Below are 24,039 nucleotides of genomic sequence, written 5' to 3' on the forward strand. Positions count from 1 at the left end.
CCGAAGTGCAGCCTGTAGGCTTGTCCCAAACGGGGCGAAAACGATCCCGACTGAGGCAGACATGGCATTTCCCGAGCGCTTTTCGCAGCTCCCTCCCTACGCGTTCCCGCGTCTGCGGTCGCTGCTCGACGCCCATCAGCCGGGCGCCGAGCCCATTGCCATGTCCATCGGCGAGCCCAAACATGCGATGCCGGAGTTTCTGGCCGAGGTGTTGCAGGCCAATCTCGCCGGATTCGCCAAATATCCCGTCAACGAGGGCACGCCCGAGCTGCTCTCGGCCATCCTCGGCTGGCTCGCCCGCCGCTATGGCAGCGAAGAGCTGACGCCCGAGAATCTCATCGCCCTCAACGGCACGCGCGAAGGCCTCTTCGCCGCCGGCCTCGCGCTCTGCCCCGAGCGCAAGAATGGCGAGACGCCGGTCGTGCTGACGCCCAACCCCTTCTACCAGGTCTATGCCGTCGCCGCCCTCGCCGCTTCGGCCGAGCCCGTCTACGTGCCCGCCACGGCCGAGACCGGGTTTCTGCCCGATTACGCCGGCCTGCCCAAATCGGTGCTCGACCGCGCGGCGCTGGCCTATATCTGCTCGCCCTCGAACCCGCAGGGCGCCGTCGCCGGGCGCGATTACTGGCGCGAGCTGCTGCGTCTGGCCGAGGCGCATGATTTCATCGTGCTGGCCGACGAATGCTATTCCGAGATCTACCGCACCGCGCCGCCCACCGGCATCCTAGAGGTTGCCCGGGAAGAGGGCGTGAGCCTTGAGCGCGTCGTGGCCTACCACTCGCTGTCGAAACGGTCGAACCTGCCGGGCCTGCGCTCGGGCTTCGCCGTCGGCGGGCGCGAGGCCATCGCCCGGCTGCGCCAGCTGCGTGCCTATGCCGGTGCTCCCCTGCCCCTGCCGCTGCAGGCCGTCGCGGCCCGCGCCTGGGGCGACGAGGCACATGTCGAGGCGAACCGCGCCCAATATGCCGAGAAATACGCGATGGCCGACAAGCTGCTCGGCAAACTGCCCGGCTATGCTTCGCCCGAGGCCGGCTTCTTCCTCTGGCTGCCGGTCGAAGATGGCGAGGCGGCGGCGGTGAAGATCTGGCGCGAGGCTGGCGTGGCCGTGCTGCCGGGCGCTTATCTTGGACGAGACACGAACGAAGAAAATCCCGGCAGGGGATACATAAGGGTCGCCATGGTGGCCCCGAAAGACGAAATGCAGCGCGGGCTCATGCGGCTTCGCGACTGCCTTTTAGACGTGAGGCGAGGGTAAATGGCATATCAGGCACGAGGGCGCGACCCGCTCTTCGACAGCAACATGCAGGCGGCAATCGAGAAGCGGGGGCGCGAGCTCATCGGCATCCTGCTCGTCGGTCTGGGGCTGGCAGCCGCTGCGATGCTCTTCTCCTACACGCCTGACGATCCCAACTGGCTGGTCGCCTCCGACGCGCCGGTGCAGAACATGATGGGCCGGCTCGGCGCCTCGATCGCGCATCCGCTCATCATGATCTGCGGCCGCGGCGCCTGGCTGATCCCGATCAGCTTCATCGTCTGGGGCCTTCGGCTTGCTGGACACTGGCGCGAGGAATGGGCCCTCTGGGGCCTGGTCTTCACCCCCTTCGCCGTGGCGCTCGCCTCGGTCTATGCCTCCACCCTCACGCCGCCCACCACCTGGCCGCATCAATTCGGCCTCGGCGGGCTCTTCGGCGACACGATCACCGCTGTGCTGCTGACGGTGCTGCCGCTTGGCGCCGCCTTCAGCGTCAAACTCCTCTCGCTGATCACCGGCGTCGCCATGCTGGCGCTCGCCGCCTGGGTGCTGGGCCTCACCCGCACCGAGCTGAAGCTCGGCTGGCGCGTCTTCATCTGGGGCCTTGTGATGAGCTACGCGCTGATCCTGCGCCTCGCTGGCCAGGGCGCCAGCGTCGGGCTGCGCGGCGTCAGCGTTGCCGGCGCCCGGGCGCGCGAGGCGATGGCCGAGCGGCGCGAAGCCGCCCTCAGCCGCCAGGCGGAATGGGAAGAAGAGCAGGCCGCCGACCGCCTCGTCTCCGACAAGCGCGTCCGCGTGGCGGAGAAGCCACAGCCGGCCCGCGCCGCCCGCAAACCGATCACCGTCCATGCCAATGACAGCTGGGACGAGCCCGAAGCCGAGGCCCCGCCCTACGAGGACGAGCTATTCGGCGACGAGGACACCCCCGCCGCCAGCGCCCCCGCGCGCCGCCATGTCATGCCGCCTCCGCCCCGCCACGCCTCCGCCACCGGCGGGCTGCGGGCCGAGCCGCGCCAGCCCCCGGCCGGGGCAAACCGCCAGCCGCGCCTGCGCGGCGAGCCGCCCGTCACCACCCCGCCGGAGCCCGTGATGCCCCGCGTCGGCGCCGCCCGCCGCCTCGACGCGCCCGAAGGCCTCGCTGCCCCGGCCGGCCCCACGCCCGCGCCCGCTCCTTCGGGCGGCCTCCTCTCGCGCCTGCCCGGCTTCGGCCGCAAGGCGCAGGCCCAGGCCGAGCCGCCGGCGCCCGCCCCCGCGCAGGAGCCCGAAGCCGACCTGCCGCCGGAAGACCGTATCCGCGCCCGCATCGCCGGCGCCATCCGCGCCCGGACCGAGGCGCAGGCCCCGCCGCCGCCGCCCAAACCCGAGCGCCCGCGCGGCCCGCGCCCCCTGATCCTCAACCAGCTCGCCGGCGCCGGCGGCCCCCGCACCGAGCCGCCGCTTGTGGCCCGCAACGCGCAGGTCGAGCCGCCCCTCACCCGCCAGGCTGAACTTCCGGCGATACCGCCGGCGGAAGACCCGCTGGTCGAAGAACCCTATGACGACGAGGGCTGGGACGAGGCCGCTTTCGAGATGCCCGCCCCCCTGCCCGAGGGCACCCAGCGCCCCGTGGCGCAGCCGAAGAAGGTCGTGCAGACCGCGCCCCGCAAGCCCGCCGCGCCCTCCACCCGTGCCCGGGCAGAGGCACAGCCGGCCCTGCCGCTGGAAGACAAATACGCCGATTACGAATACCCGCCGCTGAACCTGCTGCGAGACCCCGGCACCGTGCGCCGCCTGCACCTCTCTGAAGAGGCGCTGGAAGAGAACGCCCGCATGCTGGAATCGGTGCTCGACGATTACGGGGTGAAGGGCGAGATCACCGCCGTGAAGCCCGGCCCCGTCGTGACGATGTACGAGCTGGAACCGGCGCCGGGCCTCAAGGCCTCCCGCGTCATCGGCCTCGCCGACGATATCGCCCGCTCGATGTCGGCCCTCTCGGCCCGTGTCTCCACGGTGCCGGGACGCTCGGTGATCGGGATCGAACTGCCGAACTCCAACCGCGAGATGGTGCTCCTGCGCGAGATCCTCGCGCATCGGGATTTCGGCGACGGCAACCAGAAGCTGCCGCTGGCGCTCGGCAAGGATATCGGCGGTGACCCGATCATCGCCAACCTCGCCAAGATGCCCCACCTGCTCATCGCCGGCACCACCGGCTCGGGCAAGTCGGTGGCCATCAACACCATGATCCTGTCGCTCCTCTACAAGCTGACGCCCGAGGAATGCCGGTTGATCATGATCGACCCCAAGATGCTGGAACTCTCCGTCTACGACGGCATCCCGCACCTCCTTTCCCCCGTCGTCACCGACCCCAAGAAGGCGGTCGTCGCCCTGAAGTGGGTCGTCGGCGAGATGGAGGACCGTTACCGCAAGATGTCCAAGATGGGCGTGCGCAACATCGACGGCTACAACGGCCGCGTCCGCGAGGCGCTGGCCCGCGGCGAGAATTTCGAGCGCACCATCCAGACGGGCTTCGACGAGGAGACGGGCGACCCGATCTTCGAAACCGAAGAGACGGTGCCCGAGCCGATGCCCTACATCGTGGTCATCGTCGACGAGATGGCCGACCTGATGATGGTCGCCGGCAAGGAAATCGAGGCCTGCATCCAGCGCCTCGCGCAGATGGCGCGGGCGAGCGGAATCCACCTCATCATGGCCACGCAGCGCCCCTCGGTCGATGTCATCACCGGCACGATCAAGGCGAACTTCCCCACCCGGATCTCCTTCCAGGTGACCTCCAAGATCGACAGCCGCACCATCCTTGGCGAGCAGGGCGCCGAGCAGCTCCTCGGCCAGGGCGACATGCTCTACATGGCCGGCGGCAGCCGCATCACCCGCGTGCACGGGCCATTCTGCACCGATGAAGAGGTGGAAGAGATCGTCACCTTCCTCAAGGGCTTCGGCCCGCCGGAATATGTGGGCGGCGTCGTGGAGGGCCCCGACGAGAGCGAGGGCAGCACCAGCATCGACGAGGTGCTCGGCCTCGGCGGCAATACCGACGGCGAGGATGCGCTCTACGATCAGGCCGTGCAGATTGTCGCCAAGGATCGCAAGTGCTCGACCTCCTACATCCAGCGCAAGCTGGCCATCGGCTACAACAAGGCCGCCCGCCTTGTGGAGCAGATGGAAGATGCCGGCGTCGTCAGCTCGGCAAACCATGTCGGCAAGCGCGAGGTCCTGGTCCCCGAGGTGCACTAGCCACCCCGGCCCCCCTCGTCTTTGCTCCGAGAAAATCCTCGGGGGGTGAATTGGCCTTCAGGCCAAGAGGGGGGCAGACAGCCCCCCTGCCCTACCAATCGAATGCGCCGCAGGCGCTCCGCTTGATCGCTCAGTGGTTCGGCTGCAGGGCCCTTGCCGAGGACAGTTCGGCGAGGATCGCCTCGGCCGCCGCCCGCGGGCTCGGCGCCTGCCAGACGGGGCGGCCGACGACCACGTGGTCGGCGCCGGCGGCGATCGCCTCGGCCGGGGTCATGACCCGCTTTTGATCGCCCAGCTCCGCACCCACCGGCCGCACGCCGGGGGTCACGATGAGCTTGCCCTCGGCCTCGGGCAGGGCGCGCACCAGATGCGCCTCCTGCGGCGAGCAGATCACCCCGGCGGCGCCGGCCTGCAGCGCCCGGGCGGCGCGTTCGACCACGATGTCGGGCACGTCGCCGGGTGCCATCATCCCCTCATCGAGGTCGGCGCGCTCCAGCGAGGTCAGCACCGTCACCGCTAGAATCTGCAGGCCAGAGTCGCCCGCACCCTCCCGCGCCGCGCGCACCACATGGGGGTCGCCATGCACGGTGAGGAAATCGAGATCGAACTGCGCGAGCCCCCGCACGGCGGCCTCCACGGTGGCGCCGATGTCGAAGAGCTTCATGTCCAGGAAGATGCGCTTGCCGTGCTCGGCCTTCAGCTCATGCGCCAGGCCAAGGCCGCCGCCGGTGAGCATGCCGAGGCCTATCTTGTAGAAGCCCACAGCCTCGCCCAGCGTGTCGGCAAGCTGCAATCCCGCCACGGCGTTGGGCACGTCGAGGGCTACGATCAGGCGGTCGTCCATGGCTCTGCTCCGGATTTTCGCCGTCTTGCGGCAAAAGCCGGCCAAGGGTCAAGGCTGGCCTTGCCGGCGGCGCCGCGGCGGCGCTAGCTGCGCGCATGACCCATGTGCTCGAAATCGCCGTCGACTCGCCCGCCGGCCTCGCCGCCGCCATCCAGGGCGGCGCGGACAGGATCGAGCTTTGCGCGGCGCTGGAAATAGGCGGGCTCACCGCCTCGGCCGGCATGATGGTGCTGGCTGCCGAGGCGCCGCTGCCGGTGATGGCCCTGATCCGCCCCGTGCCCGGCGGCTTCGTAATGGGCCTCGACGAGGAAGGCGCGGCGCTGGCCGATATCGCTTCGGCCCGCGAGGCCGGGCTGGCGGGCGTCGTCATCGGCGCCCTGCTGCCCGACGGGCGCCCCGATGCCGAGGTGCTCGCCCGCCTCGCCGAAGCCGCCGAGGGCATGGAGATCGCCTTCCACCGCGCCTTCGATCTGGCGCCCGACCCGGCAGAGGTCGTCTCGCTCGCCCGTTGCCTTGGCGTGGAGCGGATCCTCTCCTCCGGCGGCGCGCCGAGCGCGGTGGAGGGGTTGCCCCGGCTCAAGCAGATGCTGCGCCTCGCCGCCGGCAGCCCTGCGATCATGCCGGGCGGCGGTGTCCGGGCCGAGAATGCCGCAACGCTTCTTGCCGCCCTGCCGGGTTGCGACCTGCACGCCTCCTGCGCGCTGCCGGCCAACCCGCCGGAAAACCTGCGCAATCTCGGCTTCGCCACGCCCGGCCTTCGCCTGACCTCGGTTGAAGAGGTGCAGCGGCTGAAAAGAGCTATGGCAGACTTGCAACAGCTCTCGCCCGACACCAGATAATTGCCGAGGCCCCAAAATGGGATGTGCCGCCAAGCGGGCATCCAGCCAATCCGGGGTGCTTTAGCAAGGAGAGACCCATGAACTTGGAGAAGTTCACCGAGCGGGCGCGCGGCTTTCTGCAGGCCGCCCAGACGATTGCCGCCCGCGAAAACCACCAGCGCCTGATGCCGCTGCATATCCTCAAAGCCCTGATGGACGATGAGGAAGGTATGGCCGCCGGGCTGATCGAACGCGCCGGAGGCAAGCCCTCTGCCGTGCTGCAGGCCACCGATGCCGCGCTCGCCAAAGAGCCGAAGGTCACCGGCGATGCCTCGCAGGTCTATACCGACAATTCCACCGTCCGCGTCCTCGACGAGGCCGAGAAGATCGCCAAGAAGGCCGGCGACAGCTACGTCACGGTCGAACGGCTGCTGACGGCGCTCGCCATGCATTCTGGCCGGTCGCGCGATGCGCTCGCCGCCGGCGGCGTGACCGCGCAAAAGCTCAACGCCGCGATCAACGATCTGCGCAAGGGCCGCACGGCCGACAGCGCCAGTGCCGAAAGCAATTTCGAGGCGCTGGAGAAATACGCGCGCGACCTCACCAAGGCCGCCGAGGAAGGGAAGATCGACCCGATCATCGGCCGCGACGAAGAAATCCGCCGCGCCATGCAGGTGCTCAGCCGCCGCACCAAGAACAACCCCGTTCTCATCGGCGAGCCCGGCACCGGTAAAACCGCCATTGCCGAGGGCCTGGCCCTGCGCATCGTCAACGGCGACGTGCCGGAGAGCTTGCGTAACAAGCGCCTGCTCGCGCTCGACATGGGCGCGTTGATCGCCGGCGCGAAGTACCGCGGCGAGTTCGAAGAGCGGCTGAAGGCCGTGCTGAACGAGATCACCGCCGCCGCCGGCGAGGTTATCCTGTTCATCGACGAGATGCACACGCTCGTCGGCGCCGGCAAAGCCGATGGCGCCATGGATGCCGCCAACCTCATCAAGCCGGCCCTCGCCCGCGGTGAGCTGCATTGCGTGGGTGCCACGACGCTCGATGAATACCGCAAGTATGTAGAGAAAGACGCGGCCCTCGCCCGGCGCTTCCAGCCCCTGATGGTGGAAGAGCCCACGGTGGCCGACACGATCAGCATACTGCGTGGCATCAAGGAGAAGTACGAGCTGCACCACGGTGTACGGATCAGCGACTCCGCGCTCGTGGCCGCCGCCCAGCTTTCCAACCGCTACATCACCGACCGCTTCCTGCCCGACAAGGCCATCGACCTGATGGACGAAGCGGCCTCGCGGCTGCGGATGGAGGTGGACAGCAAGCCCGAAGAGCTCGACGCGCTCGACCGGCAGATCCTGCAGCTGCAGATCGAGGCCGAGGCCCTGCGGCACGAAAGCGACGATGCCTCGAAGGACCGGCTCGACAAGCTCGAAGCCGAGCTGGCGGGGTTGGAGGAAAGCTCCGACGCGCTGACCGCCAAGTGGCAGAGCGAGCGGGATCGGCTCGAATCCGGCCGTGAGCTGAAAGAAAAGCTCGACCGCGCCCGCGCCGATCTGGAGATCGCCAAGCGCGAGGGCAACCTCGGCAAGGCGGGCGAGCTCTCCTACGGGATCATCCCCGAGCTTGAGCGCAAGCTGGCCGAGTCCGACGGCGACCAGGGCGATGTCATGGTCGAAGAGGCTGTCGGGCCCGAGCAGATCGCCGAGGTGGTCGAGCGCTGGACGGGGATTCCCACCAGCCGGATGCTGGAGGGCGAGCGCGAGAAGCTGCTGCGCATGGAAGAGGGCCTGCACAAGCGGGTCATCGGCCAGGATGCCGCCGTGCGCGCCGTCGCCAATTCCGTGCGCCGTGCGCGGGCGGGGCTGAACGACGAGAACCGGCCGCTGGGCTCGTTCCTGTTCCTCGGCCCGACCGGTGTGGGTAAGACCGAGTTGACGAAGGCTGTCGCGGAGTTCCTCTTCGACGATGACGACGCGATGGTGCGCATCGACATGAGCGAGTTCATGGAGAAGCACTCCGTCGCCCGTCTTATCGGCGCCCCTCCGGGCTACGTCGGCTATGACGAGGGCGGCGTGCTGACGGAAGCGGTGCGCCGGCGGCCTTACCAGGTCGTGCTTTTCGACGAGGTCGAGAAGGCGCATCCGGATGTCTTCAACGTACTCCTGCAGGTGCTGGACGACGGTGTGCTCACCGATGGCCAGGGCCGGCGGGTGGACTTCAAGCAGACGCTGATCGTGCTGACCTCGAACCTCGGCGCGCAGGCGCTGAGCCAGCTGCCGGAGGGGGCCGATGCCGCCGACGCCAAGCGCGACGTGATGGATGCCGTGCGGGCGCATTTCCGCCCGGAGTTCATCAACCGGCTCGACGAGATCGTCGTGTTCGACCGGCTCGCCCGCGACGACATGGCCGGCATCGTCGACATCCAGCTGGCACATCTGGCCCGGCGTCTGACGAACCGCGGCATCTCGATCTCGCTCGACGATGGTGCCCGCGCCTGGCTGGCCGAAGAGGGCTACGACCCGGTCTTCGGCGCCCGGCCCCTGAAGCGCGTCATCCAGCGCGCGCTGCAGGATCCGCTCGCCGAGATGATCCTCGCCGGCGAGGTGAAGGACGGCGATACGCTGCCCGTCTCGGCGGGCCCTGAAGGGCTGATCCTCGGCAATCGGGTGGGCGGCAGCAACCGCCCGCGCCCGGAAGGCGCCGTGGTTCACTAAGCTCAGATCGGCGGAAGGGCGGGAGAAATCCCGCCCTTTTCACTGGTTTTCGGGGGTTTTGGCCCGGAAAACCCGCTCAGAGCGTTGAAATGCGCGCCGAGGGCCCTATCTTCACAGTCAACTCGTTCGGAGTACCCGCGTGACAGCGGCCTCCGCAATTCACCCAAGAGATTCACGAAGGAGATGCTCATGACGCAAGTCAAGCAGGGCGACACCGTGTCCATTCATTACACCGGCACCACCGATGGCCAGACCTTCGATTCCAGCGAAGGCCGTGAGCCGCTGCAATTCCAGGTTGGCTCCGGCCAGATCATTCCCGGCCTCGACGCTGCCATGCCCGGCATGGAAGTGGGCGAGAGCAAGACCGTGACGGTGCCGGCCGATCAGGCCTACGGCCAGGCCGACCCCTCGGCCAAGCAGACTGTTGCGCGGGCGCAGATCCCCGACAACATCCCGCTCGAGCCCGGCACCCGCCTGCAGATGCAGACGCCGCAGGGCCAGGCCGTTCCCGTGACGGTCGCCGAGGTGACCGAAAGCGAAGTCGTGCTCGACGCCAACCACCCGCTCGCGGGCAAGGACCTGACTTTCCAGGTTGAGGTTGTCGACGTTCAGCCGGCCTGAGCCTGAGCTGACGTTTTTTGATGAGGGGCGGAGCCGTGGGGCTTCGCCCTTTTTCGTTGGGGGGCTGGGTTTGTGACCCCTCCTGCTCGACGCAGGAACCCCCTTTCACGCCAGCCCGCGGGGACGAGTGGGCGCTCGCGCGGCGGGCTGACGCCCCGCGCCCGGCAAGAAGCGGTGAGGCTACCCCTCAGCTTCGCGCCGGCATGGGATTGGCCCGCTTGTTATACGGCCCCCAATCTTCGATGTCGGGATAGAACCGCTGGCGCCACGCCCGCACCTTTGGGTTCATCACCCGCTTCCAGCCCCGCGGATACATCGCGAGGGCGCCCATGATCGTGTAGCCATAGGGCAGCTGCGGCGCCTCGGTCTCGTCATAGGTCTGCAGCAAGGGAAAGCGCCTGTCCGGCCTGTAGTGATGATCGCTGTGGCGCTGCAGGTTGATCAGCAGCCAGTTCGACATCCGGTGCGCCGCGTTCCACGAATGATGCGGCATCTGATGCTCATAGCGCCCGTCGCCGAGATGCCTGCGGGTCAGCCCGTAATGCTCGACGTAGTTGGTCAGCTCCAGCTGCCAGACGGCAAAGAACGCCTGCGTGCCGAACAGGAAGATCCCCTCCCACCCGCCGATCACCGCCGCCAGCGCTAGGAAGACCGCCTGCAGCACCGCATAGCGCCAGAAGGGATTGCTGCGGTGCCACCACGGCCGCCCCCGCCGCGCCAGCATCGCCTTCTCGGCCCGGAACGCCGAAACCGGCGCCTCGCGCAGCACCCGTGGGAAGAAGCGGTGAAAGCCTTCGCCAAAGCGCGCCGTCACCGCATCGCGCGGCGTGCCGACCCAGGGGTGATGCACGCGCAGATGCTCCGAGCGGAAGTGGCCGTAGAACACCATGGCCAGCAGGATATCGGCGAGCCAGCGCTCCCAGGCCGGCTTTTGGTGCATCAGCTCATGGGCATAGACGATGCCGATGGTGCCGCTGGGCACGCCGATGCCGGCGAAGAGCGCCCATTTCTCGAAGAGCGACAGATGATCAGTGTGGGTCACGTACCAGAGCGTGCCAAAGACGATGGCAAACTGGATCGGCACCCAGACAGCCGTCAGCAGCCGGTACCAGAAGAGCTGCCCGTCACCTGTCTCGGGGTCGGGGTTGGCGGTGTTCAGCCCGACTGCCCAGTCGATCAGGCTGAAGAGCCATAGCGTCGCCACCGGCAGCGTCAGCACCCACCAGCCGCCTTTGTAGGCCGCCCAGGCCGCGAGGGGCACGAGCAGCAGCGACAGCGCGAAAGGCAGCGCTGCAGTGAAGCGGGAGATGTCTTTGGGCGCGGCGGCGGCGGTCATGTGCAGGCTCCCAAGCTGGCCATAGCCTATTAGACCCGGAAAATTGTCTCAATCATGGTTCAGATCGGCCGCCGCGATGGCGTGGACCTTGCGCATCAGCGTCGGCAGGTCCTTCGGACGAAGCGGCTGGAAGCTGCCTCGCACGGGCTCCACCTCCATCGGCAGCTCGGCCACCAGAACGGCGAGGCGCAGGTGGAAATGGGTGAAGGTGTGGCGCGCCTCCACCTCCGTATTCCGCCAGGCTACCTCGGCCGGGGGCGCGGGCTCGGGCGGGTCGGCGGCCCATTCGCTGCCCGGCCAGCCCAGCATTCCGCCGAGCAGGCCCTTCTCGGGCCGCGTCTCCAGAAGCCATAGCCCGTCCTGCCGCCTCCCCGCATAGGCGATGCCGAGCCTTGTGGGCTTGGCCTTCTTCGGCGCGGGCACCGGGCGCTCGGCCTGCGTGCCGCGCGCACGGGCCAGGCAGGGCTCTCGCCAGGGGCAGATGCCGCAGGCGGGCGATTTGGGGGTGCAGATCGTGGCGCCGAGATCCATCACGCCCTGCGCGTAATCTCCGGCCCGCTCCAGCGGCGTCAGCGCCGCGGCGCGCGCCTTCATCTCGGCCTTCGCGCCGGGCAGCGGCTCTTCGATATCGTAGAGCCGCGCCATCACCCGCTCGACGTTGCCATCAACCACCGGTTCTGGCTGCCCGAAGGCGATGGCCGCCACTGCGCCCGCCGTATAGGGGCCGATGCCCGGCAACTCGCGCAGCCCCTCCGCCGTGCCGGGAAACACGCCGCCCCGCTCCCTCGCCACCACGCGGGCGCATTTGAGCAGGTTCCGGGCGCGGGCGTAGTAGCCAAGGCCGGCCCAGGCAGCCATGACCTCGGCATCCTCCGCCGCGGCCAGCGCCTCCACCGTGGGCCACCGCGTTGTGAAGGCCTCGAAATAGGGCTTCACCGCCGGCACGGTCGTTTGCTGCAGCATGATTTCTGACAGCCACACCCGGTACGGGTCGGCCCGGTGGGCGGCGCCCGGCGGCACGCGCCAGGGCAGCGCGCGGGCATGCCTGTCGTACCAGGCGAGCAGGTCGGCCGCTTCTGGCCCTCCGGCTGCGTCACGCATCTTTTATGGCTCGTTTCACTGGTTTCGGTGGTCTCGCCTTCGGCGCCCGTTAAGATGACCCGACATGAGTGAAAAGCCCAGACACATCCCCCGGAGCGGCCCGAACCGTCGCAATACCACGACCTACGGCTTCAAGCGGGTCGAGGCGATTCTCGCGCCCGACATCCGCAAGGGCGCGGAGTCGCGTGGCTTCGCCGTCTCGCGGCTGGTGACGCATTGGGAAGAGGTCGTGGGCGAGGATCTCGCCCGCCTCTGCAAGCCTGTCGAGGTGAGCTATGCCAAGGGCGGCATGGGCGCTTCGCTGGTGGTGCTGGTGCAAGGCGCCAACGCCCCGGTGATGGAGATGGAGAAGGAGCGGCTGCGCGCCCGCGTGAACGCCTGCTACGGCTACAACGCCATCGCCCGCATCCGTCTCACTCAAACCGCCCCGACCGGCTTTGCCGAGGGGCAGACGCCCTTCAGCGCAAAGCCCGAAAAGCCCGCGCCTGACAAGCGGGCCGAGGCGAGCGCAGCGTCGCTGACCGAGGGCGTGAAAGACGAGGGCCTCCGCGCTGCACTTGCGGTGCTGGGGGCAAATGTGTTGACCAAAGCAAAACGACTGTCCGGAGAAATCACATGAACAGGCGCACAGCCATCACCCTTCTTGCCGGCACGGCTGCCGTTGGCGGCTCCTGGGCCTTTATGCAGCCCCGCCCCGGCCAGACCAGCTTCGCGCTGCCCGGCGCCGCCAACGCGCAGGACGCCGAGCCCGAGGGCGAAGCGACCGCCATCGACACCTCCTCGATCCAGGACATGGTCGAGGGCGACCCCGACGCGCCGGTCACGATGATCGAATACGGCTCGTTCACCTGCCCGCATTGCGCGGCCTTCCACGCCCAGCAGTATCAAGAGCTGAAGCGCGACTATATCGACACTGGCAAGGTGAAGTTCATCTTCCGCGAGGTGTATTTCGACCGTTTCGGCCTCTGGGCCTCGATGGTTGCCCGCTGCGGCGGCGAGCTGCGCTTCTTCGGCATCCACGACATGATCTACGACCAGCAGACCGACTGGATCGCCGGCGGCCGCGACCCGGCAGCGATTGCCGAGAACCTGCGCAAGATCGGCATCCAGGCCGGGCTCGACGCCGATCAGGTGGATGCCTGCCTGTCGGACGGCGACATGGCCGAAACGCTGGTGGCGTGGTTCCAGGAGAATGCCGAGGCCGACGAGGTTCAGGCGACGCCGACCCTGTTCGTGCAGGGCGAGAAATACGGCAACATGGCCTATGACGAGCTGAAGTCGGTCATCGACGAGGCTCTGGAAGAGGCCGGCGCCAACTAAAGCCGCCCCTTATCGCATCGAAGCGGCGCCCCTTCGGGCGCCGTTTTTCGTTGGGGCGAGCCTTTTACAGAAGCCCCTGGGCGCGGAACGACAGCTCGCGCTCGCGCCCGATCACGAGATGGTCGTGGATCACCAGCCCCAGCGCCCGCGCTGCTGCGTCGATGGCCGCGGTCATGTCGATATCCGACTGGCTGGGCGTGGGGTCGCCCGAGGGGTGGTTGTGTACGAGCAGCAGGGCGGCGGCGTTGAGCTCCAGCGCGCGCTTGACCACCTCGCGCGGATAGACCGGCACATGGTCGATCGTGCCGCGCGCCTGCTCTTCATCGGCGATCAGCACGTTCTTGCGGTCGAGGAATAGGATGCGAAACTGCTCTGTCTCGCGATGCGCCATGGTGGTGTGGCAGTAGGTGAGCACATCCTCCCAGGACGAAATGACATGCCGCCCCAGCACCCGCGCCCGCGCGGTGCGGTGCGCCGCCGCCTCCACCAGCTTCAGCTCACAGATCACCGCCGGGCCGACGCCTGAAATCTGAGAGAGCCGCGCCTGCGGGGCCGCGAGAACCCCACCGAGGTCGCCGAAGGTGTCGATCAGCTCACGGGCCAGGGGCTTCACGTCTTGCCGGGGAATGGCGCGGAAGAGCAGCATCTCGAGCAGCTCGTAATCCGGCATGGCCCCGCCGCCGCCTGCCATGAAGCGCTCGCGCAGACGCTTGCGATGGTCGGCCATGTAGGAGGGCACGCGCGCGCCCTTGGGCAACACAGGAACCGCCTGCGCCTCGTCATGATCGAAGCGCGCGGCCCCGTCTGCGAAATCGAATTGCGGCTGCTCTGGCATCGCCGCGATCCTCGCGCGGCATGGTTGAGGAAGGCTTAACTCGCGCTCTTCGCCTTCGCGCGGCGGCGGTCATAGGTGGCCACCTGGTAGATGTAGAAGCCCACGATTCCGGCGATGACCACCCAGGTCACCGGGTCGAGCCAGCCCTGCACGGCCTCGTAGCCCGATTCGAGCCAGTAGCCGAGCATCGCCAGGATGGTCGTCCAGGCCACCGTCCCAACCGCAGAGAAGGCGAGGAATTTGCTCAGCGGCATGTCGGTCAGCCCGGCGGGGACGGAGATGAAGGTGCGCACCGTGGGGATCAGGCGGCCGATCAGCACTGCGCCGCCGCCATGACGGTCGAACCATGCCTCGGCCTTGTCGAAATCCTCCGGGGTGATGCCCGTCCATCGCCCGTGCCGCTCGGAGAAGCGGCGCAGCCGGTCTCGGCCGAGCTTCTGTGCGAGCCAGTACCAAAGGTAGGCGCCGGCCAGCGAGCCGACGGACCCCGCGATGATGATCAACGGCAGGCTCATCTCGCCGCGCGCGGCGTTGAAGCCGGCGAGCGGCATGATGAGTTCGGAGGGAATGGGGGGAAAGACGTTCTCAAGGAACATCAGCAGGGCGACGCCCACCAGCCCCATCGAATCGATAATGCCGGTGATCCAGTCGAACATGCTGCCGCTCCTACCACTTACGCTGCGGTCCAACGGCGGGGTGCGGGGTAGGGTTCCGCCGGGGCGCCGCTTTGCGCGCGCCCCGGCGAGGGCATCAGCCCTTCATCGAGTCCCAGAAACCCTTCACCGACTTGAAGAAGCCGGCGCTCTGGGGGTTGTTCTCTTCGCTGAGCTTGTCGAATTCTCGCAGAAGCTCTTTCTGCCGGCCCGACAGCTTCACCGGAGTCTCGACGGCCAGCTCGATGAACATGTCACCGGGCGCGCCGCCGCGCAGGGCGGGCATGCCCTTGGCGCGCAGGCGCATCTGGCGGCCGCTCTGCGAGCCTTCGGGGATCTTCACCCGGCTCTTGCCACCGTCAATGGTGGGCACGTCGATCTCGCCGCCCAGCGCAGCCGTTGCCATGCTCACCGGCACGCGGCAATGCAGATGCGTGCCGTCGCGCTCGAACAGGGCGTGTTCCTTCACCTCGATGAAGATGTAGAGGTCGCCCGCCGGGCCACCCCGCACGCCGGCCTCGCCTTCACCGGCGAGCCGGATGCGCGTGCCCGTCTCAACCCCGGCCGGGATATTGACGGAGAGCGAGCGGTCCTTCTCGACGCGGCCGGCACCGCCGCAATTGCGGCAGGGGTTCTTGATGGTCTGGCCGAGGCCGTTGCAGGTGGGGCAGGTCCGCTCCACCGTGAAGAAGCCCTGCTGCGCGCGTACCTTGCCCATGCCAGAGCAGGTCGGGCAGGTCTGCGGCTCGCTGCCATTGGCGGCACCGGTGCCGTTGCAGACGTCGCAGGCGACGGACGTGGGCACGTTCAGCGTTTTCGTCATGCCGCTGAAGGCTTCCTCCAGCGTCACACGCAGATTGTAGCGCAGATCGTTGCCGCGCGTGGCGCGGGCCCGGGCGCCGCCGGCACCGCGCTGGCCGCCCATGAAATCGCCGAACAGGTCGTCGAACACGTCGGAGAAGGCAGAGGCGAAATCGCCCTGCCCCGGCCCTCCGGGGCGGAACCCGCCGCCACCGGGCCGCGCGCCGGCACCCATACCACCCTCGAAGGCGGCGTGGCCGAAGCGGTCGTAGGCGGCCTTCTTGTCGGCGTCCTTCAGAACGTCATAGGCCTCGTTGGCCTCTTTGAACTGCGCCTCCGCATCGGGATTGTCGGCGTTGCGGTCGGGGTGCAGTTCCTTGGCCTTGGTACGGTAGGCCTTCTTGATCTCTTCGGGGCTCGCGCCGCGCGCGACACCGAGGGTCTCGTAATAATCTCGTTTTGCCATGTCAGTTTCGTCCCCTCTGGAACGGCATGGGCCGGCCCCCGGGGGAGCCGGCCCAGCGAGTGATCAAGGGGTCACTGGCCACGCTTGTTGTCGTCGCCCAGATCTTCGAAGTCGGCATCGACGATGGTGTCATCGCCCTCATCCGCACCCTTCATCTCGGGCTCGGCGTCGCCGTTTTCTTCCTGGCTCGACTTGTAGATGGCCTCGCCCAGCCGCATCGACGCCTCGGTGACGTTGTTGATGCCGGCCCGGATCTTGTCGGGGTCGTTGCCTTCCACCTCGTCCTTGAGCGCGGCGAGGGCCAGTTCGATCGCCTCGACGGTGGAGGGATCGACCTTGTCGCTGTGCTCTTCGATCGACTTCTCGGTCGAGTGGATGAGGCTTTCGGCCTGGTTCTTCGCTTCGACGAGGTCGCGGCGCTTCTTGTCGGCATCGGCGTTGTCTTCGGCGTCTTTCACCATGCGCTCGATGTCGTCATCGGTCAGGCCGCCAGAGGCCTGGATGGTGATCTTCTGCTCTTTGCCGGTGCCCTTGTCCTTGGCCGACACGTTGACGATGCCGTTGGCGTCGATGTCGAAGGTGACCTCGATCTGCGGCATGCCGCGCGGCGCCGGGGGGATGTTCTCCAGATTGAACTGGCCGAGCATCTTGTTGTCGGCCGCCATCTCGCGCTCACCCTGGAAGACCCGGATGGTCACGGCGTTCTGGTTATCCTCGGCGGTCGAGAAGACCTGGGACTTCTTGGTCGGGATCGTCGTGTTGCGGTCGATCAGGCGGGTGAACACGCCACCCAGCGTCTCGATGCCAAGGCTCAGCGGCGTCACGTCGAGCAGCACCACGTCTTTCACGTCACCCTGCAGCACGCCGGCCTGAATGGCCGCGCCGAGCGCCACGACTTCATCGGGGTTCACACCCTTGTGGGGCTCTTTGCCGAAGAACTTCGTCACTTCTTCGACGACCTTCGGCATGCGGGTCATACCGCCGACGAGCACGACTTCGTCGATGTCACCCACGTTGACGCCGGCATCCTTGAGCGCGGCCTGGCAGGGCTTGATCGACTTCTTGATGAGATCGCCCACGAGGCTTTCCAGCTTCGCACGGGTGAGCTTCATCACCATGTGCAGCGGCTGGCCGTTGGAGCCCATCGAGATGAACGGCTGGTTGATCTCGGTCTGCGTCGAGGACGACAGCTCGATCTTGGCCTTCTCGGCGGCTTCCTTCAGGCGCTGAAGGGCCATCTTATCGTTGGTGAGGTCGACACCATGCTCTTTTTTGAACTCGTCCGCGAGGTAGTGGACGATCCGCATGTCGAAGTCTTCACCGCCGAGGAACGTGTCGCCGTTGGTGGATTTCACTTCGAACAGGCCGTCGTCGATCTCGAGGATGGTCACGTCGAACGTGCCGCCACCAAGGTCATAGACCGCGATGGTACGGGCTTCTTTCTTGTCGAGACCATAGGCCAGCGCGGCGGCCGTCGGCTCGTTGATGATGCGCAGCACTTCGAGGCCGGCGATCTTGCCGGCGTCTTTGGTGGCCTGGCGCTGAGCGTCGTTGAAGTAGGCGGGCACGGTGATGACAGCCTGCGTGACCTCTTCGCCGAGGTACGATTCGGCCGTCTCCTTCATCTTGCCGAGGATGAAGGCGCTGATCTGCGAGGGGCTGTAGCGCTCGCCGCGGGATTCGACCCACGCGTCGCCATTGCCGCCGTCGATGATGTTGTAGGGGACAAGCTTCTTGTCCTTCTCGACTTCAGCATCGTCGGTGCGGCGCCCGATCAGGCGCTTCACGGCGAAGATGGTGTTGTCGGGGTTGGTGACGGCCTGCCGTTTGGCGGGCTGGCCGACGAGCCGCTCTTCTTCAGTGAAGGCGACGATGGAGGGCGTGGTACGCGCCCCCTCGGAGTTTTCGATCACGCGCGGCTGCGAACCATCCATGATGGCGACGCAGGAGTTCGTGGTCCCAAGGTCGATACCGATGACTTTGGCCATAGTGTTCAAATCCCTATGCTTCAGGCGGTTTGAGCGGCGGGGCCCGGGAAGCGGCACCCCGGCCGTTGGGTTGGTTTCGGCGAGCCGCGGAACGTCTCGCCTGACCAGCCGCTATATAGGAAGGGTGTAGTGGCCCTGCAACCACGCCTGCACCAGTCAAAAGAGGGTATTGTGACAGCATCCGTGACGCCCCCACCCCCGATCGACCTGCGCGGCGTCGCCATCTGGCCCGGCCGGCTCGGCGCTGCCGCCCAGCGCAGGCTTCTGGCCGAGCTGCGCGATGTGGTCGCCGCAGCGCCCCTCTTCCGGCCGGAAACGCGCCGCGGCCCGATGAGCGTGCAGATGACGGCGGCGGGCCGCTTCGGCTGGGTCAGCGACCGGCGCGGCTACCGCTACGAAGAGCGCCACCCCGTCACCGGCGAGCCCTGGCCGGAGATCCCGCCACTGGCGCAGGAGCTATGGGCAGAAATGCTGCCGGAGGCGCGGGCGCCGGAGAGCTGCCTGATCAACCTCTACCGCGAGGGCGCGAAGATGGGCCTGCATCAGGACAAGGACGAGGCGGATGTCTCGCAGCCCGTCCTGTCGATCTCGCTGGGCGACGATGCGCTCTTCCGCGTGGGCAGCATCGAGCGCGGCGGCAAGACGGCGAGCCATTGGCTGAAGAGCGGCGACGTGGCGGTGATCGGCGGCGACGCGCGGCTGGTGCACCACGGGGTCGACCGGGTACGCGAGGGATCGTCGAGCCTGCTTGAGGGCGGCGGGCGGATCAACCTGACGATGCGGGTTGTGACGTAAGGATGGCGCTTACCGGCCCGCGCCCCAGCTCTTCGAGGCGTATTGCCTTGTGTAGAACTCGCCCATCATGCCCAGCACGATCAGCGCGCAGCTCACCTTCAGCGGGTAGGTCCACGAGGTGAAATGCGGCGTGTAGTTGAGAAAGACGAAGCCCCGCGCCTGGTCGATGATATGGAACAGCGGGTTCCAAGAGAACATGGCCAGCATGAAGCCCGGCAGCGTGTTGGCGACGAACATCTTGCCCGAGGCCACCATGTTCGCCCGGTTCCAGATCGTGCCGGCGACGCTGGCGAAGTTCGGCGCCCAGGGTTTGATGGCGAGCACAATCATCCCCACCGCGATGCCGAAGAGCCACGCGAGGAAGATCATACAGATCGCCCCGAACGGGTCGTAGATCGTGATCGGCGTGAAGACGACGTGGTAGAAGAACAGGATCACCAGCATCGACAGCATCTGCAGGTAAAGCGACGACAGCGCCGCCGCCGAGATGGTGATCGTGGTGTTGAGCGGCGCGTGCTGCATCATCGGCGAGGTCGGGCCCTCGGCTTTTGTCACGGCCGAGACCGTCTTGATATGCACCATGAAGAGGAAGATCCCCGACATGATGTAGAGCAGGAAATCGCCCCTGATCTGCGCGGTGAAGCCGCGCCGCATGCCGAAGAACTGGAACATCGCGAAGAAGGTCGCGATGAACAGCACCGTCTGCAGGATGTTCATGAAGAGCCCGCCCAGCGCCGAGCGGTGCGTCTTGCGCACGTTTCGCACCGTCGAGTGATAGATCAGCTCGATCAGATTGAAGGCGCTTTCGACGGCGGAGCGTTTGCGCGGCGGTTGAAACATGGGCTCTCTTTCGCACGGCCAGGGCCGCGATCGGGGCCGGGGGCAGGAAAGCCTTGCCCCGCGCCTTTGCCCCGCAGCATAAGTGGCGCGCCTTGCGCCTTCAATGAAAGGCCGCTCTCAAGTCCGGCCCTGCCGATCACGTATAGAGGAAAAGCCATTGGATTTTGACAAACTTGTGTCGGTGATGCGCCGTCTCGCCCTCGAAGCCGGGGACGCCATCATGGATGTCTACAATTCCGACGATTTCGAGGTGAAGTCGAAGAGCGACGAGAGCCCGGTGACGGAGGCCGACGAGAAGGCCGACGCCATCATCTCCGCCGGTCTGCGCGAGGCCTTCCCCGACATGGCGCTGGTGACCGAAGAGCAGGCCGCGAGCCACGGGCAGGAGGTCTCGACCTTCCTCATCGTCGACCCGCTCGACGGCACCAAGGAATTCGTGAAGCGCCGCGGCGATTTTACCGTGAACATCGCCTATGTCGAAGACGGCGTGCCGCTGCGCGGCATCGTCTATGCCCCCGCCAAGAACCGTCTGTTCTATACGCTCGCCGACGGCACGAGCGTGGAAGAGACCGGCGAGTTCGTGAAGGACGTGCCCGGCCCCCGGCACCCGATCAAGGTCTCCACGCCCGATAACGGCGCGCTGATGGTCGTCGCCTCGAAGTCGCACCGCGACCAGGCGACCGACGATTACATCGCCAAGTATTCCGTGAAGGACATGACCTCCGCCGGCTCCTCCCTCAAGTTCTGCCTGATCGCCGCCGGCGAGGCCGATCTCTACCCGCGCCTCGGCCGCACGATGGAATGGGACACCGCCGCCGCCGATGCCGTGCTGCGCGGCGCGGGCGGCCAGATGGTGCGCTTCGAGGATCACGCGCCCTTCACCTACGGCAAACCCGGCTTCGCCAATCCCTTCTTCATCGCCCATGCGCCCGGCGTGGAGCTGAAAGGCGCCTGAGCCATGCGCGCCAGCGTCATCATCGTCAGCCACGGGCGGCCCCGCGCCCTCGCGCGCTGCCTGATGGCGCTGGAGCAACTCACGACTCCCGAGTTCGAGGTGGTCGTCGTGGCCGACGGGCCGGGCCTGGAGGCAGCGGGGCGCGAGGGGCGGATCAAGGCGATCCGCCTCGATGAAGCCAATATCTCCGCCGCCCGCAACCTCGGCCTCGCGGCGGCGGCGGGCGAGGCGGTGGCGTTCATCGATGATGACTCGGTGCCCCTGCCCGACTGGCTGGATCGGCTGATCGCCCCGCTCGCCGGCGAGGCCGCCGCCTCCACCGGCTACGTGATCGGGCGGAACGGTTTCTCCTATCAGCACCGCGCCCGCCGCATCCGCCCCGACGCCACCCATGCCAACTTGCCGGATGGCCCGGGCCTCTACGAGCCCGAAGACGGCGCCCCGGTGAAGACCGAGGGCACCAACATGGCCTTCCGCCGCGAGGCCCTCGCCGCCATCGGCGGCTTCGATCCGGCCTATCGCTTCTACCTCGACGAGGCCGACGTGAACCTGCGCCTGATGGCGCCAACCGCCGTGGTGCCCGATGCCCTCGTTCACCACGGCTACATGGCCTCCGCCCGCCGTCGCGAAGACAGGGTGCCGCTGGACCTGACGGAGATCGGCGCCTCGCTCGCCGTCTTCCTGCGCCGGCACGGGGCCGACGAGGGGGCCATGGCCAAGCGCATCTACCAGCAGCTCGGCGAGGAACAGGCGCGCGTCTTCCGCCACCTGCGCGCCCGGCGCATCGGGCGCAAGAAAGCGCGCGAAATCGTGCGCAGCTTCGTCACGGGGGTGGATGCCGGCAAGGCGCGCGACCTGCCAGAGCTGACGCCGCTCACCGCGACGCCGCCGCCCTGGCTGCCCTTCCACCCGGGTTGTACAGCGACCACAACCTGCCTCGCAGGGCGGCCCTGGCAGGCGGCGAAGCTGAGAAAACAGGCGGCCCATGCCGTGGCGTCAGGACATCGCGCCGAAGTTTATCTTTTCTCTCCCACCACGCTCTTTCATCGCAGAACCTTCACCGATACGGGGGTATGGGAGCAGACTGGCGGCCTCTTCGGACGGGCTGCGAGGACTGATCCGTTGGTTCGAGTGACGCGATTTTCCACGCGACTTGCGAATGAAAAGGCCACGGCGCCGCTCAGAGCCGCCGATTGAATCGCTAAACCTTAATCATGCCACGAAACTGCCCAACGAATCGGGCGTTTACTTGCCATACGTTAATCAAACGTTAGCATCCGGCTTCATTGTTGAGCCGAGTAGAACAAAAGGAAGTTTTCGATGAGCGCACGAGTCACCAAGGCAATCTTTCCCGTCGCAGGCCTTGGCACCCGGTTCCTGCCCGCCACGAAAGCGGTGCCGAAAGAGATGATGACGCTGGTCGACCGCCCGCTCATTCAATACGCCATCGACGAGGCCCGCGCCGCCGGGATCGAGGAATTCATCTTCGTCACCGCGCGCGGCAAGTCGGCGCTTGAGGATTACTTCGACCTCGCGCCTGAACTGGAAACCAAGCTCGAAAACGATGGCAAGACCAAGCTGCTCGAGGCGCTGCACGCCACCAACATGGATTCGGGCGCCATCGCCTATATCCGCCAGCACAAGGCGCTGGGCCTCGGCCACGCCGTCTGGTGTGCCAAGCGGCTGGTGGGCAACGAGCCCTTTGCCGTCATCCTGCCCGATGACGTGATCGCCGCCGAAAAACCCTGCCTCGCCCAGATGATGGAGGCCTATCATGAGACCGGCGGCTCCGTCGTTGCCGCGATGGAAGTGCCGGAAGAAAAGGCCAGCGCCTACGGTCTGCTCGACGTTGAGAAGAACCAGGGCTCCACCATGCGCGTGAAAGGCATGGTCGAGAAGCCGCCGATCGAAGAGGCGCCCTCGAACCTCGCCGTCATCGGCCGCTACATCCTGACACCCGATGTGATGGAATCGCTGTCCACCACCAAGCCGGGCGCCGGCGGCGAGCTGCAGCTCACCGATGCCATCGCCGCCCAGATCGGCACCGAGGCGGGCGTCTATGGCTACCGCTTTCAGGGCCAGCGCTTCGACTGCGGCTCGAAAGCCGGCTTCCTTCAGGCGACGGTCGCCTTCGGGCTAGCGCGCGAAGAGCTGCGGGACGAATTCGGCGCCTATCTGCACGACATGGTCTCGCTGCCCCGCGCCGCCGAGTAACACCCGTGCCTCCGGCTCGGCTTCTCGATGTCTCCCGGCTGGTGTCTCGCTCTGGCCGGGTGCTCACGGGGGTCGACCGGGTGGAGGCGGCCTATCTGTCCGCCCTCCTCGCCGCGCCCGAGCCGCTCTTCGGCCTCGTGCGCACACCGTTTGGCTACCTCCTCCTCGATGAAGCCGGCCTGAGAGAGCATGCCTCTCGCCTCTCGGGCAACGGCTCTTGGGGCCGCCCGGGCCCGCTCGCCCGCCTTGCCCGGCGCGGCGCGCCAGCGCGGGCGGCAGCCGAATCCACGCTGCGCCGCCGGGCCATCGCCCGCGCGCCGCATACGCGCCTCGGCCCGATGCTGGCAAAACACCTGCCGCACGGCACGGCCTGCCTGCTCGTCGGCCATACTGGGCTGACGGAAGACCAGGTGGGCGCCATGGCCGCCGTGCCGGGCGCCACGATCACCGTCTTCATTCACGATACGATACCGCTGGAGCACCCCGAGCTCTGCCGCCCCGGCACCGCCCAGCGCTTTACCGAGCTGATGGAGGTGACGGCGCGCCATGCCGATCTGATCCTCACCTCGTCGCGCGCCGTCGCCACCACGATCCGCCGCCGACTGCCCGCGCCGCGGCCCGTGCATGCCGTCCCGCTCGGCGTGCCCCTGGCCGAGCCGGAGCCGCTGCCGGATGGGATGGCACCGCAGGAGCCCTATTTTGTCGCCATCGGCACACTGGAGCCGCGCAAGAATCTCGGCCTGCTGCTGGATGTCTGGGAAGAATTGCCCGACCCGCCGCAGCTTTACCTCGCCGGCGCGCGCGGCTGGGAGAACCCGGTGTTCTTCGCCCGGCTCGATGCGGCCCCCCGCGCGGTGGTTGAGGCGCCGGGCCTCACCGACGGCCAGCTCGCCACGCTCCTCTCCGGCGCGCGCGCCCTGCTGATGCCCTCGCTGGCCGAGGGCTTCGGCCTGCCGGCGCATGAGGCGCTGGCCCGTGGCGTGGTGCCGGTGCTGCTGGATCTGCCCGTCTGGCGCGAAACGCTGGGCGACAGACCCGTTTACCTGGCGGAATCGGATGCGTATCACTGGCGCAAGAAGATAAGTGCGCTGGCGGCAGAGAAGGTGGCGGTACCGCCCTATGAGCCGCCGGGCTGGGATGCGCATTTCAAGGTCGTCTTAAGCATGACCTGATAGCCCGCATCCGGGCCGGAAGATGAGGGTTGGGCCTTGGGTCTGAGGCAGGCATACCGGCTGAGGCTGCGCCGCAAGCGCTG

General features: G+C 67.5%; 20 protein-coding genes. 12 read left to right on the plus strand and 8 right to left on the minus strand.

What is annotated here, in order from left to right; all coding sequences use genetic code 11:
- Window positions 1-61 precede the first annotated feature (61 nt).
- Entirely contained in the window at window positions 62-1,255 is a 1,194-nt protein-coding gene (locus ACXN5S_RS01310) for an aminotransferase class I/II-fold pyridoxal phosphate-dependent enzyme (protein ID WP_458603576.1), read from the plus strand.
- Window positions 1,256-4,483: a DNA translocase FtsK gene (locus ACXN5S_RS01315; protein ID WP_458603577.1), complete on the plus strand. Its 3,228-nt coding sequence runs from the start codon at window positions 1,256-1,258 to the stop codon at window positions 4,481-4,483.
- Between the two features lie 130 nt (window positions 4,484-4,613).
- Here ACXN5S_RS01315 and pyrF read toward each other — a convergent pair whose 3' ends face one another.
- Window positions 4,614-5,327, minus strand: coding sequence for an orotidine-5'-phosphate decarboxylase (gene pyrF / locus ACXN5S_RS01320; RefSeq protein ID WP_458603578.1), 714 nt, complete (start codon window positions 5,325-5,327; stop codon window positions 4,614-4,616).
- A 95-nt stretch (window positions 5,328-5,422) separates the two neighbouring features.
- Here pyrF and ACXN5S_RS01325 point away from each other — a divergent pair, with 95 nt between their 5' ends.
- From ACXN5S_RS01325 to ACXN5S_RS01335, 3 genes are all read left to right on the plus strand, one after another.
- Window positions 5,423-6,166: a copper homeostasis protein CutC gene (locus tag ACXN5S_RS01325; protein WP_458603579.1), complete on the plus strand. Its 744-nt coding sequence runs from the start codon at window positions 5,423-5,425 to the stop codon at window positions 6,164-6,166.
- 77 nt (window positions 6,167-6,243) lie between these two features.
- Window positions 6,244-8,859 carry an ATP-dependent chaperone ClpB gene (clpB, locus tag ACXN5S_RS01330; RefSeq protein WP_458603580.1) on the plus strand — a complete coding sequence of 872 codons (2,616 nt, stop codon included), beginning with the start codon at window positions 6,244-6,246 and terminating at the stop codon, window positions 8,857-8,859.
- Window positions 8,860-9,048: 189 nt separating this feature from the next.
- Complete coding sequence (locus ACXN5S_RS01335) at window positions 9,049-9,480, plus strand: FKBP-type peptidyl-prolyl cis-trans isomerase (RefSeq protein WP_458603581.1); 432 nt, start codon at window positions 9,049-9,051, stop codon at window positions 9,478-9,480.
- Between the two features lie 187 nt (window positions 9,481-9,667).
- On the opposite strand, the gene ACXN5S_RS01340 is transcribed toward ACXN5S_RS01335, so the two are convergent.
- Window positions 9,668-10,816, minus strand: a complete 1,149-nt coding sequence (locus tag ACXN5S_RS01340) for an alkane 1-monooxygenase (RefSeq protein ID WP_458603582.1) — start codon at window positions 10,814-10,816, stop codon at window positions 9,668-9,670.
- Window positions 10,817-10,864: 48 nt separating this feature from the next.
- Window positions 10,865-11,917 (minus strand): A/G-specific adenine glycosylase, encoded by a 1,053-nt coding sequence (mutY, locus tag ACXN5S_RS01345; protein ID WP_458603583.1) that lies wholly within the window; start codon window positions 11,915-11,917, stop codon window positions 10,865-10,867.
- Window positions 11,918-11,981: 64 nt separating this feature from the next.
- On the opposite strand from mutY, the gene ACXN5S_RS01350 reads away from it, so the two are divergent.
- On the plus strand, window positions 11,982-12,536 hold the full coding sequence (locus ACXN5S_RS01350; RefSeq protein WP_458603584.1) for a DUF721 domain-containing protein: 555 nt from the start codon (window positions 11,982-11,984) through the stop codon (window positions 12,534-12,536).
- Window positions 12,533-13,237: a DsbA family protein gene (locus ACXN5S_RS01355; protein WP_458603585.1), complete on the plus strand. Its 705-nt coding sequence runs from the start codon at window positions 12,533-12,535 to the stop codon at window positions 13,235-13,237. Before ACXN5S_RS01350 ends, ACXN5S_RS01355 begins: the two co-directional genes overlap by 4 nt.
- Before the next feature lie 64 nt (window positions 13,238-13,301).
- Here ACXN5S_RS01355 and radC read toward each other — a convergent pair whose 3' ends face one another.
- The 4 genes from radC to dnaK form a co-directional block, all read right to left on the minus strand.
- The gene (gene radC / locus ACXN5S_RS01360; RefSeq protein ID WP_458603586.1) at window positions 13,302-14,072 is read right to left on the minus strand and encodes a RadC family protein; all 771 of its coding nucleotides are present in this window, start codon (window positions 14,070-14,072) and stop codon (window positions 13,302-13,304) included.
- 35 nt (window positions 14,073-14,107) lie between these two features.
- Entirely contained in the window at window positions 14,108-14,728 is a 621-nt protein-coding gene (locus ACXN5S_RS01365) for a DedA family protein (protein ID WP_458603587.1), read from the minus strand.
- Window positions 14,729-14,822: 94 nt separating this feature from the next.
- Window positions 14,823-15,992, minus strand: a complete 1,170-nt coding sequence (gene dnaJ / locus ACXN5S_RS01370; protein ID WP_458603588.1) for a molecular chaperone DnaJ — start codon at window positions 15,990-15,992, stop codon at window positions 14,823-14,825.
- A gap of 71 nt (window positions 15,993-16,063) precedes the next feature.
- On the minus strand, window positions 16,064-17,980 hold the full coding sequence (gene dnaK, locus ACXN5S_RS01375) for a molecular chaperone DnaK (protein WP_458603589.1): 1,917 nt from the start codon (window positions 17,978-17,980) through the stop codon (window positions 16,064-16,066).
- A 171-nt stretch (window positions 17,981-18,151) separates the two neighbouring features.
- On the opposite strand from dnaK, the gene ACXN5S_RS01380 reads away from it, so the two are divergent.
- Window positions 18,152-18,775 (plus strand): alpha-ketoglutarate-dependent dioxygenase AlkB family protein, encoded by a 624-nt coding sequence (locus tag ACXN5S_RS01380; RefSeq protein WP_458603590.1) that lies wholly within the window; start codon window positions 18,152-18,154, stop codon window positions 18,773-18,775.
- A gap of 9 nt (window positions 18,776-18,784) precedes the next feature.
- Here ACXN5S_RS01380 and ACXN5S_RS01385 read toward each other — a convergent pair whose 3' ends face one another.
- Complete coding sequence (locus tag ACXN5S_RS01385; protein WP_458603591.1) at window positions 18,785-19,615, minus strand: ABC transporter permease; 831 nt, start codon at window positions 19,613-19,615, stop codon at window positions 18,785-18,787.
- Window positions 19,616-19,772: 157 nt separating this feature from the next.
- Here ACXN5S_RS01385 and cysQ point away from each other — a divergent pair, with 157 nt between their 5' ends.
- The 4 genes from cysQ to ACXN5S_RS01405 all read left to right on the plus strand — a co-directional run bounded on the left by cysQ (window position 19,773) and on the right by ACXN5S_RS01405 (window position 23,956).
- Entirely contained in the window at window positions 19,773-20,570 is a 798-nt protein-coding gene (gene cysQ, locus ACXN5S_RS01390) for a 3'(2'),5'-bisphosphate nucleotidase CysQ (RefSeq protein WP_458603592.1), read from the plus strand.
- 3 nt (window positions 20,571-20,573) lie between these two features.
- Complete coding sequence (locus tag ACXN5S_RS01395; protein ID WP_458603593.1) at window positions 20,574-21,767, plus strand: glycosyltransferase family 2 protein; 1,194 nt, start codon at window positions 20,574-20,576, stop codon at window positions 21,765-21,767.
- Window positions 21,768-21,890: 123 nt separating this feature from the next.
- Window positions 21,891-22,784, plus strand: coding sequence for a UTP--glucose-1-phosphate uridylyltransferase GalU (gene galU / locus ACXN5S_RS01400; protein WP_458603594.1), 894 nt, complete (start codon window positions 21,891-21,893; stop codon window positions 22,782-22,784).
- A gap of 41 nt (window positions 22,785-22,825) precedes the next feature.
- Entirely contained in the window at window positions 22,826-23,956 is a 1,131-nt protein-coding gene (locus ACXN5S_RS01405; RefSeq protein ID WP_458603595.1) for a glycosyltransferase, read from the plus strand.
- Window positions 23,957-24,039: the final 83 nt, after the last annotated feature.

This window comes from Pseudoroseicyclus sp. H15 (assembly GCF_054353345.1).

Coding starts and splice junctions, on each gene's coding strand:
- ACXN5S_RS01310 (WP_458603576.1), top strand. CDS start 62: ATGGCATTTCCCGAGCGCTTTTCGCAGCTCCCTCCCTACGCGTTCCCG.
- ACXN5S_RS01315 (WP_458603577.1), top strand. CDS start 1,256: ATGGCATATCAGGCACGAGGGCGCGACCCGCTCTTCGACAGCAACATG.
- pyrF (WP_458603578.1), bottom strand. CDS start 5,327: ATGGACGACCGCCTGATCGTAGCCCTCGACGTGCCCAACGCCGTGGCG.
- ACXN5S_RS01325 (WP_458603579.1), top strand. CDS start 5,423: ATGACCCATGTGCTCGAAATCGCCGTCGACTCGCCCGCCGGCCTCGCC.
- clpB (WP_458603580.1), top strand. CDS start 6,244: ATGAACTTGGAGAAGTTCACCGAGCGGGCGCGCGGCTTTCTGCAGGCC.
- ACXN5S_RS01335 (WP_458603581.1), top strand. CDS start 9,049: ATGACGCAAGTCAAGCAGGGCGACACCGTGTCCATTCATTACACCGGC.
- ACXN5S_RS01340 (WP_458603582.1), bottom strand. CDS start 10,816: ATGACCGCCGCCGCCGCGCCCAAAGACATCTCCCGCTTCACTGCAGCG.
- mutY (WP_458603583.1), bottom strand. CDS start 11,917: ATGCGTGACGCAGCCGGAGGGCCAGAAGCGGCCGACCTGCTCGCCTGG.
- ACXN5S_RS01350 (WP_458603584.1), top strand. CDS start 11,982: ATGAGTGAAAAGCCCAGACACATCCCCCGGAGCGGCCCGAACCGTCGC.
- ACXN5S_RS01355 (WP_458603585.1), top strand. CDS start 12,533: ATGAACAGGCGCACAGCCATCACCCTTCTTGCCGGCACGGCTGCCGTT.
- radC (WP_458603586.1), bottom strand. CDS start 14,072: ATGCCAGAGCAGCCGCAATTCGATTTCGCAGACGGGGCCGCGCGCTTC.
- ACXN5S_RS01365 (WP_458603587.1), bottom strand. CDS start 14,728: ATGTTCGACTGGATCACCGGCATTATCGATTCGATGGGGCTGGTGGGC.
- dnaJ (WP_458603588.1), bottom strand. CDS start 15,992: ATGGCAAAACGAGATTATTACGAGACCCTCGGTGTCGCGCGCGGCGCG.
- dnaK (WP_458603589.1), bottom strand. CDS start 17,980: ATGGCCAAAGTCATCGGTATCGACCTTGGGACCACGAACTCCTGCGTC.
- ACXN5S_RS01385 (WP_458603591.1), bottom strand. CDS start 19,615: ATGTTTCAACCGCCGCGCAAACGCTCCGCCGTCGAAAGCGCCTTCAAT.
- ACXN5S_RS01395 (WP_458603593.1), top strand. CDS start 20,574: ATGCGCGCCAGCGTCATCATCGTCAGCCACGGGCGGCCCCGCGCCCTC.
- galU (WP_458603594.1), top strand. CDS start 21,891: ATGAGCGCACGAGTCACCAAGGCAATCTTTCCCGTCGCAGGCCTTGGC.